Here is a 15806-nt window from a genome sequence, read left to right as displayed (position 1 = left end):
TTTTCCCACTCAGCATCGCCTTCCAGACCTTTTAAGGCTGAACCACGGATTACTGGTAAGTCATCACCTGGGAAGTCGTAGTCTGAAAGAAGCTCACGCACTTCCATTTCTACTAATTCTAATAACTCTTCGTCATCTACCATGTCACACTTGTTCATGAACACGATGATGTAAGGTACACCAACCTGACGTGATAACAGGATGTGCTCACGCGTTTGTGGCATTGGGCCGTCAGTCGCCGCTACTACCAGAATAGCACCGTCCATCTGTGCCGCACCAGTGATCATGTTTTTAACATAGTCAGCGTGACCTGGACAGTCTACGTGTGCATAGTGACGTGTTGGTGTATCGTATTCAACGTGTGACGTGTTGATGGTGATACCACGAGCTTTTTCTTCTGGTGCTTTATCGATTTGATCGAAAGCAAATGCCTGACCGCCGTATGTCTTTGCTAATACGTTAGTGATAGCAGCTGTCAGAGTAGTTTTACCGTGGTCAACGTGGCCGATAGTACCTACGTTTACGTGCGGTTTTACGCGTTCAAATTTAGCCTTAGCCATTTATAGACCCTTCTTAGTCAAATTTAAGACCCGTTAAATCGGGACTGTTTAATCGTTAATCGTAAGCTCTACGAGAAGCAATAATTGCTTCAGTAACATTGCTTGGTGCTTCCTGATAATTCAGCGGTTCCATAGAGTAAGAGGCACGGCCCTGACTCAAAGAACGCATATTAGTTGCATAGCCAAACATTTCAGATAACGGTACATTGGCGTCGATTATCTTAATCCCGCCAGGCGCATCTTCCATACCGTTGATGATACCGCGACGACGGTTTAAATCACCAACGATATCACCCATGAAGTCATCTGGCGTAACTACCTCAACCTTCATAATAGGCTCGAGGACAACCGGCTTAGCCTGAAGAGCTCCTTTTTTGAAGCCCATAGACGCAGCGATTTTGAACGCCATTTCGTTCGAGTCAACATCGTGGTAGGAACCATCGAATACAGTAACTTTCACGTCGATTACCGGATAACCCGCTAATACACCGTTTTTCATTTGTTCCTGAACGCCCTTATCAATAGCAGGGATAAATTCTTTTGGAATCGCCCCGCCAATTACTGCGTTCTCGAACTTATAACCTTCACCCTCAGGTAACGGCTCAATCCGCAACCAGCAATGACCAAATTGGCCACGACCGCCTGACTGACGTACAAACTTACCTTCAACTTCTGTTTTGCCACGCAATGTTTCACGGTAAGACACCTGTGGTTTACCCACATTGGCCTCGACCTTAAATTCACGACGCATGCGATCAACAATGATGTCGAGGTGTAATTCACCCATACCAGAAATAATGGTTTGCGCGGTTTCTTCGTCAGTATGTACTCGGAATGACGGATCTTCTGCTGCCAGCTTGCTTAACGCTATTCCCATCTTTTCCTGATCAGCCTGTGTTCTAGGCTCAACAGCAACAGAAATAACCGGCTCAGGAAACACCATGCGTTCCAAAATAATCGGATGATCCATATCACATAAGGTATCGCCCGTTGTCGTATCTTTGAGACCAATCGCAGCAGCAATATCGCCGGCGCAAACAGCCTTGATTTCCTCGCGCGCGTTAGCATGCATCTGTACGATGCGGCCAATACGCTCTTTCTTCATTTTTACTGAGTTGTATACTGCTGAGCCTGACTCAACAATACCCGAGTAAACACGGAAAAAAGTAAGAGTACCAACAAACGGGTCTGTAGCAATTTTGAATGCTAGCGCCGCAAAAGGTTCCGAATCAGCCGATTTACGAAAGCCTTCAGTTTCATCAGGCAGAATACCGTTGATTGCTTTTACTTCTGTCGGTGAAGGCAGATAGTAAATAACGTTATCCAACATGGCCTGCACGCCTTTATTCTTAAAGGCAGAACCTACTTGCACTAGCACTATTTCATTACGTAACGTTAAATCACGTAATGCTTGACGCAACTCATCTTCAGTGAATTCTTCACCTTCAAGATAGCGTTCCATCATGGATTCGTTAGCATCAGCCGCTGCTTCCATCAGGTTTTGGCGCCACTCATGACATTCTTCCAGCATTTCTGCTGGGATCTCTTCATAAGTGAAGGTCATACCCTGATCTTCTTCGTTCCAGTTAATAGCCTTCATTTTGACGAGATCAACTACGCCTCTGAAGTTATCTTCTGCCCCGATTGGCAACTGAATAGGTACGCAACGTGAATTTAAACGGTCGTTCGCTTGCTTTACAACCCGCAGGAAGTTCGCACCGGTACGATCCATTTTATTCACGAAGATCATTCTAGGAACTTCGTACTTATTTGCTTGACGCCAAACTGTTTCAGTTTGAGGCTGTACACCTGATGACCCGCACAATACGACGACGGCACCATCTAGCACGCGCAAAGAACGCTCTACTTCGATAGTGAAATCTACGTGACCTGGGGTATCAATCAAGTTAATACGGTGCATATCAAACTGCTGCTGCATACCAGACCAAAAGGTCGTGGTAGCCGCAGAAGTAATAGTAATACCGCGTTCCTGCTCCTGCTCCATCCAATCCATAGTGGCTGCGCCATCATGAACTTCACCAATTTTGTGAGAGCGGCCTGTATAAAACAGGATCCGCTCAGATGTCGTAGTTTTGCCGGCATCAACGTGAGCACAGATACCAATGTTACGGTAACGTTCTATTGGAGTTGTACGTGCCACTCTACATTCCTCTTAGTTAAGAAATTCTTACCAGCGGAAGTGTGCGAACGCTTTATTCGCTTCGGCCATACGGTGCACGTCTTCACGTTTCTTAACCGCAGAACCTTTATTTTCGATTGCATCAAGCATCTCACCAGCAAGACGCTGAGCCATAGACTTTTCACCACGTTTACGGGCAGCTTCCACTAACCAACGCATAGCTAAAGCGTTACGACGTACTTGACGAACTTCACACGGCACTTGGTAGGTCGAACCACCAACACGACGTGATTTAACTTCGACTGTAGGACGAATGTTGTCTAAAGCCACTTCGAATAAATCGATGTGTTCTTTTTTAGACTTTGCAGCTGCAATTTCAAGTCCGCCGTATACAATTGATTCGGCTGTAGATTTTTTACCGTCGACCATTACGACGTTTACAAACTTTGCCAACAATTCACTTCCGAACTTAGGATCTGGAAGGATTTTACGTTGACCTATGACGCGTCTTCTAGGCATTCGAAACTCCGATTGCTTCAGGTGATTCCAAAACTTTTAATACATTAAAGAAAAAAAGTTGTTTAGTTTGGCCTTACTAACGGAGTACCGTTATTTCTTAGGCCGCTTGGCGCCGTATTTAGAACGGCCTTGTCTACGATCTTTTACGCCTGCACAGTCTAATGTGCCACGTACGGTGTGGTAACGCACACCTGGAAGGTCTTTTACCCGGCCACCGCGGATCAGCACTACGCTGTGTTCCTGCAGGTTGTGGCCTTCACCACCAATATAAGAAGACACTTCGAATCCGTTAGTTAAACGAACACGGCATACTTTACGTAATGCTGAGTTAGGCTTCTTAGGTGTAGTGGTGTATACACGGGTACAAACACCACGCTTCTGCGGGCAAGCTTCAAGCGCCGGAACGGTGCTCTTGGCTACCTTCTGGCTGCGCGGCTTACGCACTAGCTGGTTGATTGTTGCCATTAAATACTCCTGGTTAATAAATACCCAATAAACGTGAAAATTCCGCCCCCGAAATTAGGGTCGCGGAATTCTAATGGTCAAGCTTTGACCTGTCAAGTTACAATGCAATTTGCCGGCATTTTAATCACCGGCAAACGGCATCTTGCTTGTTTACTCGTCGTTGCCCGATAAGTTCATGTTTAATGCATCGGTCAATGCCTGTTCGGCAGACTCTGCACTTCTTGTCGGTTCAACAACTTCATTGTTGCCAGCACGTTGACGAGCGCGATTCTGGTGATAAGCAAAACCAGTACCGGCTGGGATCAAACGGCCAACAATAACGTTCTCTTTCAAACCACGTAATTCATCAATCTTACCTGCAACAGCAGCTTCGGTGAGAACACGGGTTGTTTCTTGGAACGACGCTGCAGAAATGAACGAGTCAGTCGACAGAGACGCTTTGGTGATACCCAGTAATGAACGTTCATACTGTGCTGGCATTTTGCCCGCGGCTTCCAAATCACGGTTTGCGATATTAACGCGCGCCACTTCTGCTTGTTCACCTTCCAAGAATTCGCTATCACCAGGGTGGGTAATAATACACTTACGCAACATTTGACGAATAATCGTTTCAATGTGCTTATCGTTGATTTTAACGCCCTGTAAGCGATATACATCCTGAACTTCGTTAACGATATAGCTGGCAACCTGGTGAATACCACGTAAACGCAGGATATCGTGAGCTGATTCAGGGCCTTCTGAAATAACTTCACCTTTCTCAATGCGTTCACCTTCGAACACATTGACTTGGCGCCACTTCTGAATCATTTCTTCATGTGCATCACCCTGTTCAGGGGTAATGATGAGGCGACGTTTGCCTTTAGTTTCTTTACCGAAGCTAATCACACCAGAGATTTCAGCCAAAATAGCTGGATCTTTCGGCTTACGTGCTTCAAATAAATCAGCTACGCGAGGCAGACCACCGGTGATGTCACGTGTCTTCGAGCTTTCTTGCGGAATACGTGCTAACACGGTACCTGTTACTACTGTGTCACCGTCGGTAACTTCGATAGTTGTAAAGCTAGGTAAACGGATCTCTTGTAAACCACCATCATCTGTTGCCAGGATCAGTTTTGGCTCTTTCGCATTGGCTTTAGCTAAATCTTTAACAACCGTTCGAGTTAAACCGGTTAACTCGTCTTGTTGTACTTCAGTGTTGGTATCATCAACATCACTGAAAGAAACCTTAGCGCCACGCTCAAGAATGATTGGGTGTGAATGCGGATCCCAGTTCGCTACAACCTGACCAGCAACGATTTTCGCGTTGTCGTCAGTGGCCATGATCGAACCGTATGGCAGTTTATAACGCTCTTTCTCGCGGCCTAAGTCATCAAATACGGTCACTTCAGCTGAACGAGAGGTAATAACAATCTTGTTATCCGCGTTACGTACAAACTTCGCATTCTGCAGTTTAAGCATACCGGCATTTTTAACCTGTACGCTGTTTTCAGCAGAAGAACGCGATGCAGCACCACCGATGTGGAATGTACGCATGGTTAACTGTGTACCAGGCTCACCGATTGATTGCGCAGCAATAACACCTACAGCTTCACCAGCATTGATTAAGTGACCACGTGCTAGGTCGCGACCATAACACTTAGCACACACACCAAAGTCAGTTTGACAGGTAATTACTGAACGCACATGTACTTCATCAATCGAGTTCTGTTCAATAATGTCACACAGCTGTTCATCAAGCATGGTGCCGTCAGCGACAAGAACTTCTTCGGTAGTTGGCGATAAAATATCACCGATAACCACACGACCCAGTACTCGCTCACGTAGACCTTCAACCACGTCACCACCTTCAATCAGCGGCTTCATGATAATACCTTGCTCAGAACCACAGTCTTGCTCAGTCACCACTAAATCTTGTGCTACATCGACTAAACGACGCGTTAAGTAACCCGAGTTAGCTGTCTTCAATGCAGTATCGGCAAGACCTTTACGCGCACCGTGCGTTGAAATGAAGTACTGTAATACACTCAGACCTTCGCGGAAGTTTGCGGTAATGGGCGTTTCGATGATTGAACCATCTGGTTTTGCCATCAGACCACGCATTGCGGCTAACTGACGGATCTGCGCCGGAGAACCCCGAGCGCCTGAGTCAGCCATCATATAAACAGAGTTAAATGATTGTTGCTCAACAGTATTACCATCACGGTCAACCACATTCTCTTTCGAGAGGTTGTCCATCATCGCTTTAGATAAGCTTTCGTTGGCATTTGACCAAATATCGATAACTTTGTTGTATTTTTCACCGGCTGTTACCAAACCTTGCTGGAACTGGTCTTGAATTTCGGCTACTTCATTTTCAGCATCATCGATGATCTTAGTTTTCGAGTCAGGGATGACCATGTCATCAATACCAACAGAAACACCTGATAACATCGCATAATGGAAACCGGTATACATGATTTGGTCAGCCAAAATAACGGTTTTCTTCAAACCGATACGGCGATAAGCACCATTCAATAAGCGAGAAATTTGTTTCTTGCCCATGGCTTGGTTAACTGATTCAAAACTCATACCTTCCGGCAGGATTGAATACAGAATTGCACGACCTACTGTTGTATCTTTCACTTCCGTTGTTTCAGTACGGCTACCATCTTCAGCAAATTCAACTTCAGTGATACGCACTTTAACTTTAGCATGTAAGCTTGCACAGTCTGCACGGAAGGCTTTTTCAGCTTCTTTCGCGCTCTTGAACAACATGCCTTCGCCTTTCGCGTTAACCGCTTGGCGAGTCATGTAATACAGACCTAATACAACGTCCTGTGAAGGAACAATGATTGGCTCACCATTGGCGGGTGACAGTACGTTATTCGTTGACATCATCAACGCACGCGCTTCTAACTGCGCTTCGATAGTTAACGGTACGTGTACCGCCATTTGGTCACCATCGAAGTCGGCGTTATAAGCCGCACACACTAATGGGTGCAGTTGAATCGCTTTACCTTCAATCAGCACAGGTTCGAAAGCTTGAATACCTAAACGGTGCAGTGTTGGTGCACGGTTTAACAATACAGGGTGTTCACGAATAACTTCGTCTAACACATCCCATACCGCGCCTTCTTCGCGCTCAACCATTTTCTTAGCCGCTTTAATGGTGGTGGCTAAACCACGCGCTTCAAGCTTGCCGTAAATAAAAGGTTTGAACAGCTCAAGAGCCATTTTCTTCGGTAAACCACACTGGTGTAAACGCAATGTAGGACCTACGGTGATAACCGAACGACCAGAATAGTCAACACGCTTACCTAACAAGTTCTGACGGAAGCGACCTTGCTTACCTTTGATCATGTCAGCTAACGATTTTAATGGACGCTTGTTAGAACCGGTAATAGCACGACCACGACGACCGTTATCTAATAGCGCATCAACCGCTTCTTGTAACATACGTTTTTCGTTGCGTACGATAATGTCTGGTGCAGACAAATCTAATAAACGCTTCAAACGGTTGTTACGGTTAATCACACGACGGTATAAATCGTTAAGATCTGACGTGGCAAAACGGCCACCATCCAATGGAACTAATGGACGTAAATCTGGCGGTAATACCGGTAAAACAGTCATGATCATCCACTCAGGCTTATTGCCAGAGGTGTGGAATGATTCCATTAACTTAAGACGCTTACTGATCTTCTTACGCTTGGTTTCAGAGTTAATCGTAGGTAACTCTTCACGCATTTGTTTGATTTCAGTTGGCAGTTCAATACCTTTCAGAATATCCAGAATCGCTTCTGCACCCATCTTGGCTTCGAACTCATCACCATGTTCTTCTAACACGTCTAGATATTCTTCTTCAGTTAACATCTGACGACGCTCTAAAGAAGTCATACCCGGCTCGGTAACAACATAGCTTTCGAAATATAATACACGTTCGATATCACGCAAGGTCATATCTAACAGTAAACCGATACGGCTGGGCAGCGACTTTAAAAACCAAATGTGCGCGGTTGGGCTAGCCAACTCGATATGACCCATACGCTCACGACGTACTTTTGTTAAGGTCACTTCTACGCCGCATTTTTCACATATTACGCCGCGGTGCTTCAAACGTTTGTACTTACCACACAAACACTCGTAGTCTTTTACTGGGCCAAAGATACGGGCACAGAATAAACCGTCACGCTCTGGTTTAAAGGTACGGTAATTGATCGTCTCGGGCTTTTTCACTTCACCAAACGACCATGAACGGATCATGTCTGGCGAAGATAAGCCGATACGAATAACATCAAACTCTTCAGTCTTAGTTTGTTGTTTCAGAAACTTTAATAAGTCTTTCACCTTTGCTCTCCTGTAAGAGGTAAACCGGAATGGGGCAGCTTACTGACTGCCCCCCAACACAAGGTCGGTTTATTCCTCTTCCAATTCGATATTAATACCGAGCGAACGGATTTCTTTCATTAATACGTTGAAAGATTCTGGCATGCCAGGTTCCATTCTGTGGTCGCCGTCAACGATGTTTTTATACATCTTGGTACGACCGTTGACGTCATCAGACTTAACGGTAAGCATTTCTTGTAGGGTATAAGCCGCACCATATGCTTCTAATGCCCATACTTCCATCTCACCGAAGCGCTGACCACCGAACTGTGCCTTACCACCCAGCGGCTGCTGAGTAACCAGGCTGTAAGAGCCAGTAGAACGCGCGTGCATCTTATCATCAACCAAGTGGTTCAGTTTCAGCATGTACATGTAACCGACAGTAACCTTCCGTTCGAAAGTATTACCGGTACGACCATCATATAACGCGATTTGACCGCTGGCAGGTAAGTCACCTAACTCAAGCAATTGCTTGATTTCAGATTCTTTCGCACCATCGAAAACTGGCGTAGCGACTGGCAGACCTTTGCGTAAGTTCTGAGCCAAACGACGCACTTCATCATCAGTGAAGCTTTCAATATCAACGTTCTGACGTGATTCACCTAAAGCATAAACCTTTTTCAGGAAGTCACGGATTTCCGCCGTTTCTTTCTGTTCTTTGATCATGCCGTCAATCTTGTCACCGATACCACGAGCGGCTAAGCCTAAGTGCGTTTCTAAGATCTGACCGATGTTCATCCGCGAAGGTACACCCAATGGGTTAAGTACGATATCAACCGGCTGACCTTTATCATCGTATGGCATATCTTCAACTGGCACGATAGTAGAGATTACACCCTTGTTACCGTGACGGCCGGCCATTTTATCACCTGGCTGGATACGACGTTTTACCGCAAGGTAAACTTTAACGATTTTCAGTACGCCTGGTGCTAAATCATCACCTTGAACAATCTTGCGACGCTTAGCTTCGAACTTCTTGTCGTACTCAACACGGATTTCTTCGTATTGCGTTGCTAATTGCTCAAGATCGTTCTGCTTATCTTCGTCACTTAAGCTTTGATTAAATAACGCATCACCTTTCAACGTATTCAGCTTGGCGCGATCTAAACCACTTTGCTCTAACAAGTTACGTGCACGGTCGAAGATACCTGCTTCAAGAATACGGAACTCTTCATTCAGATCTTTCTTCGCTTGTTTGACTTCCATCTCTTCGATTTCGCGAGCGCGTTTATCTTTTTCAACGCCGTCACGAGTAAAGACTTGGACATCAATAACCGTACCGGTCACTGAGTTTGGTACACGTAAAGACGTATCTTTAACGTCAGACGCTTTCTCACCAAAAATAGCACGAAGTAGTTTTTCTTCTGGTGTAAGCTGGCTTTCACCTTTCGGGGTGACTTTACCCACCAGAATGTCACCACCTTTCACTTCGGCGCCAATGTAAACAATACCGGCTTCGTCTAGTTTAGACAGCGCAGATTCGCCTACGTTAGGAATATCACCCGTGATTTCTTCAGGCCCAAGCTTAGTATCACGAGCAATACAGCTTAATTCCTGGATATGGATAGTGGTTAAACGATCTTCTTGTACTAAACGCTCAGATAACAAAATCGAATCTTCGAAGTTGTAACCGTTCCATGGCATGAAAGCCACGCGTAAGTTTTGGCCTAATGCAAGTTCGCCTAAATCAGTAGAAGGACCATCAGCCAAGACATCACCACGTTCAATTGGCTCACCGTGGTTGACACATGGACGTTGGTTAATACAAGTATTTTGGTTAGAACGGGTGTATTTGGTTAAGTTGTAGATATCGATACCGGCTTCGCCAGCAACCATTTCATCTTCATTAACCTTAATAACAATACGGCTGGCATCGACGTAATCGATAACACCACCACGTTTCGCTACCACAGTTACACCTGAGTCTTTCGCTACAACGCGCTCAATACCTGTACCTACTAACGGCTTATCAGCCCGTAAGGTAGGTACTGCTTGACGTTGCATGTTCGAACCCATCAATGCACGGTTAGCATCATCGTGCTCTAAGAACGGAATTAAGGCTGCTGCAACAGACACAATCTGTTGTGGTGCCACGTCCATATACTGCACTTCAGCTGAGGCCATTAACGTGAATTCGTTTTTAAAACGACACGGTACTAAAGCATCAACTAAACGGTTGTCTGCATCTAACTCAGCGTTGGCCTGAGCGATAACAAAGTTACCTTCTTCAATTGCAGATAAGAAATCGACTTCATCAGTCACAATACCGTTTTCAATACGACGGTAAGGGGTTTCTAAGAAACCATATTCGTTAGTTTGCGCAAAAATCGATAACGAGTTAATCAAACCGATGTTTGGACCTTCTGGCGTTTCGATTGGACATACCCGACCATAGTGCGTTGGGTGTACGTCACGAACTTCGAAACCAGCACGTTCACGTGTAAGACCGCCAGGGCCAAGTGCTGAAATACGACGTTTGTGCGTCACTTCTGACAATGGGTTGTTCTGATCCATAAATTGAGAAAGTTGGCTTGAACCAAAGAACTCTTTTACAGCAGCAGAAATAGGCTTAGCGTTAATTAAGTCTTGTGGCATAACCGCATCCAGATCGCCTAAAGACAGACGCTCTTTCACAGCACGCTCAACACGAACTAAACCAACACGGAATTGGTTTTCCGCCATTTCGCCAACAGAACGGATCCGACGGTTACCTAAATGGTCGATGTCATCAACTTCGCCATTACCGTTACGGATATCAATTAAGACTTTCATTACCGCTAAAATATCTTCTTTGCTCAGTACACCGGTACCTGTGCCATCTTCGAAACCAACACGACGGTTGAATTTCATCCGACCGACTGTTGATAAGTCGTAACGATCTTCTGAGAAGAATAAATTTTCAAATAAAGTATCTGCAGCTTCGCGCGTTGGCGGTTCACCAGGACGCATCATCCGGTAAATTTCTACCAGGGCTTCCATCCGGTTGCTGCTAGGATCGATACGGATAGTTTCTGAGACATAAGAACCCTGATCCAAATCGTTGATGTATAAGGTTTCGAAACTTTCGTAGCCTGCTTTTGCTAGTTTTGCTAACAGCTCTAATGTGAGCTCTGCGTTCGCCTCGGCAATAATCTCTCCGGTTGAACGGTCAGCGTAATTTTTCGCTAGGACACGACCTACCACATATTCATGTGGTACTTCCATCATGGTCATACCGGTTTTTTCCAGCTGACGCACATGACGGGCAGTAATACGACGACCATGTTCTACGATCACTTCGCCATCGTTATCTTTAATATCAAATGCAGCTGTTTCACCGCGTAAACGGTTGGCTACTACTTCCATCAGAATTTTGCCGTCTTTGATATCAAAACGGGTATTTTCAAAGAAAGTAGCCAGAATTTCTTCTGTGCTCAGTTCAAGTGCACGTAATAGGATAGTCGCTGGTAATTTACGGCGACGATCGATACGCACGAACAAGTTATCTTTAGCGTCAAATTCAAAGTCTAACCATGACCCACGGTATGGGATCACGCGAGCATTATATAAGACTTTACCAGACGAGTGCGTCTTACCACGGTCGTGGTCGAAGAACACACCTGGACTACGGTGTAACTGAGAAACGATAACGCGCTCAGTACCATTAATAACAAAGGTACCATTTTCGGTCATCAACGGGATTTCACCCATATAGACTTCTTGTTCACGGATATCTTTGATTGTGCCTGGCGCTTCTTTGTCAAACAGCACCATCCGCAGCTTAACCCGTAAAGGTGCCGAATAGGTTACACCACGGATTTGACATTCTTTAACGTCAAAAACAGGTTCCCCGATACGGTAGCTAACATACTGCAATTCCGCACTGCCTGAATAGCTTTTGATTGGAAAAACAGAGCGGAAAGCGGCTTCTAAACCGTATCCACCTTCAGGATCTGGCTCGATAAATTTGCTGAATGATTCGATTTGAATCGACAACAGGTATGGCACATCCAATACTTCCGGACGTTTGCCGAAGTCCTTACGGATACGTTTCTTCTCAGAATAAGAGTAAGTCATGGGGTTCCTCAGCTTGCTGATTTTTTTCCCAACCACCTTATCGGTGGCTTATGTTACCAGACCTGGTAACAGCAGGGGTGGGGAAATCATTGTCCCACAGCGCAAAAAGGCCGGTGATTAATTCATCACCAGCCCGGCCTGAAATTCAGGCAGCTAATCTGGTATTAACCAGATTATTTGATTTCAACAGATGCACCAGCTTCTTCAAGATCTTTCTTGAGAGCTTCTGCTTCTGCTTTAGAAACGCCTTCTTTGATTGCAGCTGGAGCGCTTTCAACCAAGTCTTTCGCTTCTTTCAGGCCTAAACCTGTTGCGCCACGTACTGCTTTGATAACAGATACTTTGTTTGCGCCAACAGCAGCCAATACTACGTTGAATTCAGTTTGTTCTTCAACAGCGGCAGCTGGACCAGCTGCAACAGCTACTGCAGCAGCAGCTGAAACACCGAATTTTTCTTCCATTGCAGATACTAATTCAACAACTTCCATTACAGACATTGCTGCGATTGCATCTAAGATTTGATCTTTAGTCACTGACATTGCGCAGATTCCTAAATTATGGGCCTTGGCCCGAATTAAACTCTACAAAACCAAACGTATAATTACGCGGCTTGCTCTTGTTTTTGGTCGCGAACCGCGGCAATTGTACGTACAAGTTTGCCGGCAGCTGCCTCTTTCATGGTGCTCATCAAGCGTGCAATAGCTTCGTCGTATGTTGGTAACGATGCTAACACGTCGATGTTCACTGTGGTACCGTTGAAAGCTGCACCTTTAAGCTCGAAGTTTTTGTTTTCTTTCGCGAAATCTTTGAAGATACGCGCTGCAGCACCTGGGTGCTCTTTAGAAAACGCAACTAATGTCGGGCCTACGAATACCTCTTTCAGACACTCAAATTCGGTGCCATCTACTGCGCGGCGAGCTAGGGTGTTACGGACCACTTTGACCCAAACACCAGCTTCACGTGCTTGCTTACGCAGAGCAGTGATCTTGCCTACAGTGACACCACGAGCGTCTGCGACTACCGCAGATAAAGCACCTTTGGCAGCTTCCTGGACTTCAGCAACAATTGCTTTTTTGTCATCAAGCTTTATAGCCATTGGCTCTTAACTCCTGGTTCATCCGGACTTTATGTCCGGTTTCCTACACAACGTTGACAATATGCCAACGCGCGATTTACGGTGAGACCAGAACGAATTTAATTCTTTCTGGGGCCTACACCGTCTGCGTAGGTTGTTTTTTTAAGTCACGCCTTTCAAAAGAAACTTGTGACACCTACGGTCTTGGACGGAAGCCAGTACTTCAATGAAGTCTGGCTTCTACCCTAAAAACGAGGGCGAGATTATAAATTAACCACGCCCTGGTGTAAAGCGCTTAGACAGTGGCGCTTAAAGATGCTTGGTTTAATGTTAAACCAGCACCGTGAGTAGAAGAAAGCGTTACTTTTTTGATGTAGATACCTTTAGCAACTGAAGGCTTAGCACGCTTCAGAGCAACCAGTAACGACTCTAAGTTTTCTTTCAACTTGTCAGCGTCAAAATCGATTTTACCGATAGTAGAATGGATAATACCATTCTTATCATTACGGTAACGGATTTGACCCGCTTTGGCGTTCTTAACTGCTTCAGCTACGTTTGGTGTAACAGTGCCAGTTTTCGGGTTAGGCATTAAACCACGAGGGCCTAAAATTTGACCTAACATACCGACAACACGCATAGCATCTGGAGACGCGATAACAACGTCAAAATCCATTACGCCTTTCTTAACTTGATCAGCTAAGTCTTCCATACCTACGATGTCAGCACCAGCGGCTTTAGCAGCTTCGGCGTTAGCACCTTGTGTAAATACGGCAACGCGAACAGTACGACCCGTACCGTGTGGCAACACTGTTGCACCACGAACGTTTTGATCAGACTTACGAGCGTCGATACCCAGGTTTACTGCAACGTCAACGCTCTCAAGGAACTTGCCGGCAGATAATTCTTTTAACAAAGCAACTGCTTCGTTGATGTCATATTCGCGAGTAGAATCTACTTTAGAGCGGATTAACTTAGCGCGTTTTGTTAATTTAGCCATCGATTAGCCCTCCACCACTAAGCCCATAGAACGAGCAGTACCTTCAATGGTACGCACCGCAGCAGCATGATCTGCAGCTGTTAAATCAGGTTGTTTGATCTTAACGATTTCATCAACCTGTGCAGCTGTAATCTTACCGACTTTCTGGGTATTAGGACGACCTGAACCACCTTTTAAACCGGCTGCTTTCAATAATAAGAAAGACGCTGGTGGGGTACGAGTTTCGAACGTGAAAGAACGATCGCTATATACTGTAATAACAACAGGAATTGGCATGCCTTTTTCAAGACTTTCTGTACGAGCGTTGAAGCCTTTACAGAATTCCATGATGTTAACACCGTGTTGACCTAACGCCGGACCAACTGGTGGTGACGGGTTTGCCATACCGGCTTTTACCTGCAATTTAATGAGTGCAGTGACTTTCTTTGCCATGTTTCACCTCTGTGATTGGGTCTTAGCCTCGTAAATGCGAGGACACTTACTCAAACGGCTTCCCATACGATAAAAAGGGCGCAGATTATATTTTAATCAGCGCCCCGTTACAAGCTGTAAATTACGCTTTTTCGACTTGACCGAATTCTAACTCAACCGGAGTTGCACGACCAAAAATGAGTACCGAGACTTTTACGCGGCTCTTTTCATAGTCAACTTCTTCGACTACACCGTTAAAGTCTGCGAAAGGTCCCTCTGTTACACGAACCACTTCACCGGCTTCAAACAAGGTTTTCGGCTTCGGCTTATCAATATTGTCTTGTAGACGATTCAAAATGGTCAGTGCTTCTTTTTCAGAAATAGGTGCTGGACGGTCAGAAGTACCACCGATAAAACCCAGCACACGCGGCACACTTTTCACTAAGTGCCAAGCTTCTTCGCACATTTCCATTTGTACTAATACGTAACCAGGGAAAAACTTACGCTCAGATTTACGTTTCTGACCGGCACGCATTTCCACAACTTCTTCAGTGGGTACTAATACTTCACCAAACTTTTCTTCCATTTGATGAATTTTAATATGTTCACGTAGTGAGGTGGCAACTCGCTGTTCGAAACCTGAAAAGGCCTGCACTACATACCAACGCATTTTTCCTGCCATAAGTTAACCCCCTAGTCCGGTAAAGAAGGAGACGACGCGTAATAAAATAGCATCGAGGCCCCACAAAATAAGCCCCATAATAACAGTGGCAATAAGAACGATAATAGTGGTCTGCATGGTCTCTTGACGAGTTGGCCAAACCACTTTCCGGATTTCAGTACGTGACTCTTTGGCGAAATTAAGGAAAGTTTTGCCTTTGTAAGTCTGTGCAGCTACAAAGCCCGCAGCGGCAACTAATACAACAATGGCAATAGCCTTTTCCAGACTAGATAACTCGTAAAGATAATTACCAACCACGACTAATGATAGGATCACTAGTACTAACAACCATTTAACCAGATCTAATCCGCTTTTTGGGGTTTCGCTTGTTGCACTCATGCTTCACTCACTTAATAGGCTTACTTATGTTGTTCTCATAACAAACATAACAGCACGGACGGCATATCCGAGCTTGAAAATAGTGGCAGGGGCAGAGGGATTCGAACCCCCAACCATCGGTTTTGGAGACCGCTGTTCTACCAATTGGAACTATGCCC

The 15806-nt window shown here is 45.3% G+C and carries 12 protein-coding genes; all 12 read right to left on the bottom strand.

Annotated elements, in window-relative coordinates:
• Positions 1–560 (bottom strand): GTP-binding protein (locus ORJ01_RS16030; RefSeq protein ID WP_306178881.1); only part of this gene is annotated, 560 nt, incomplete at its 3' end.
• A 55-nt stretch (positions 561–615) separates the two neighbouring features.
• The gene (fusA, locus tag ORJ01_RS16025) at positions 616–2721 is read right to left on the bottom strand and encodes an elongation factor G (protein WP_226752334.1); all 2106 of its coding nucleotides are present in this window, start codon (positions 2719–2721) and stop codon (positions 616–618) included.
• Positions 2722–2748: 27 nt separating this feature from the next.
• On the bottom strand, positions 2749–3219 hold the full coding sequence (gene rpsG / locus ORJ01_RS16020; RefSeq protein ID WP_226752335.1) for a 30S ribosomal protein S7: 471 nt from the start codon (positions 3217–3219) through the stop codon (positions 2749–2751).
• A 90-nt stretch (positions 3220–3309) separates the two neighbouring features.
• Positions 3310–3684 (bottom strand): 30S ribosomal protein S12, encoded by a 375-nt coding sequence (gene rpsL / locus ORJ01_RS16015; RefSeq protein WP_226752336.1) that lies wholly within the window; start codon positions 3682–3684, stop codon positions 3310–3312.
• Between the two features lie 150 nt (positions 3685–3834).
• Positions 3835–8010: a DNA-directed RNA polymerase subunit beta' gene (gene rpoC / locus ORJ01_RS16010; protein ID WP_306178879.1), complete on the bottom strand. Its 4176-nt coding sequence runs from the start codon at positions 8008–8010 to the stop codon at positions 3835–3837.
• Positions 8011–8079: 69 nt separating this feature from the next.
• Complete coding sequence (rpoB, locus tag ORJ01_RS16005; protein ID WP_226752338.1) at positions 8080–12105, bottom strand: DNA-directed RNA polymerase subunit beta; 4026 nt, start codon at positions 12103–12105, stop codon at positions 8080–8082.
• Between the two features lie 173 nt (positions 12106–12278).
• Positions 12279–12644 (bottom strand): 50S ribosomal protein L7/L12, encoded by a 366-nt coding sequence (gene rplL / locus ORJ01_RS16000; RefSeq protein WP_226752339.1) that lies wholly within the window; start codon positions 12642–12644, stop codon positions 12279–12281.
• A 62-nt stretch (positions 12645–12706) separates the two neighbouring features.
• A complete protein-coding gene (gene rplJ / locus ORJ01_RS15995) occupies positions 12707–13201 on the bottom strand; it encodes a 50S ribosomal protein L10 (protein ID WP_229588337.1) in 495 nt (164 codons plus the stop codon).
• A 274-nt stretch (positions 13202–13475) separates the two neighbouring features.
• Positions 13476–14177, bottom strand: a complete 702-nt coding sequence (gene rplA / locus ORJ01_RS15990; protein ID WP_226752341.1) for a 50S ribosomal protein L1 — start codon at positions 14175–14177, stop codon at positions 13476–13478.
• A gap of 3 nt (positions 14178–14180) precedes the next feature.
• Positions 14181–14609 (bottom strand): 50S ribosomal protein L11, encoded by a 429-nt coding sequence (gene rplK / locus ORJ01_RS15985; RefSeq protein WP_027672427.1) that lies wholly within the window; start codon positions 14607–14609, stop codon positions 14181–14183.
• A gap of 121 nt (positions 14610–14730) precedes the next feature.
• On the bottom strand, positions 14731–15270 hold the full coding sequence (nusG, locus tag ORJ01_RS15980) for a transcription termination/antitermination protein NusG (protein ID WP_226752342.1): 540 nt from the start codon (positions 15268–15270) through the stop codon (positions 14731–14733).
• A gap of 3 nt (positions 15271–15273) precedes the next feature.
• Entirely contained in the window at positions 15274–15648 is a 375-nt protein-coding gene (secE, locus tag ORJ01_RS15975) for a preprotein translocase subunit SecE (protein ID WP_226752343.1), read from the bottom strand.
• Positions 15649–15806: the final 158 nt, after the last annotated feature.

The organism is Alishewanella sp. SMS8 (genome assembly GCF_030737935.1).
In the GTDB taxonomy this organism is placed as follows: Bacteria; Pseudomonadota; Gammaproteobacteria; order Enterobacterales; family Alteromonadaceae; genus Alishewanella; species Alishewanella maricola.
The sequence above is the reverse complement of the archived record's forward strand: the minus strand, read 5'-3'. Positions and strand labels throughout refer to the sequence as shown.

Excerpts from the sequence above, each read along its gene's own strand:
- rpsG (WP_226752335.1), bottom strand. The coding sequence starts at position 3,219 with ATGCCTAGAAGACGCGTCATAGGTCAACGTAAAATCCTTCCAGATCCT.
- rpsL (WP_226752336.1), bottom strand. The coding sequence starts at position 3,684 with ATGGCAACAATCAACCAGCTAGTGCGTAAGCCGCGCAGCCAGAAGGTA.
- rpoB (WP_226752338.1), bottom strand. The coding sequence starts at position 12,105 with ATGACTTACTCTTATTCTGAGAAGAAACGTATCCGTAAGGACTTCGGC.
- rplL (WP_226752339.1), bottom strand. The coding sequence starts at position 12,644 with ATGTCAGTGACTAAAGATCAAATCTTAGATGCAATCGCAGCAATGTCT.
- rplJ (WP_229588337.1), bottom strand. The coding sequence starts at position 13,201 with ATGGCTATAAAGCTTGATGACAAAAAAGCAATTGTTGCTGAAGTCCAG.
- rplA (WP_226752341.1), bottom strand. The coding sequence starts at position 14,177 with ATGGCTAAATTAACAAAACGCGCTAAGTTAATCCGCTCTAAAGTAGAT.
- rplK (WP_027672427.1), bottom strand. The coding sequence starts at position 14,609 with ATGGCAAAGAAAGTCACTGCACTCATTAAATTGCAGGTAAAAGCCGGT.
- nusG (WP_226752342.1), bottom strand. The coding sequence starts at position 15,270 with ATGGCAGGAAAAATGCGTTGGTATGTAGTGCAGGCCTTTTCAGGTTTC.
- secE (WP_226752343.1), bottom strand. The coding sequence starts at position 15,648 with ATGAGTGCAACAAGCGAAACCCCAAAAAGCGGATTAGATCTGGTTAAA.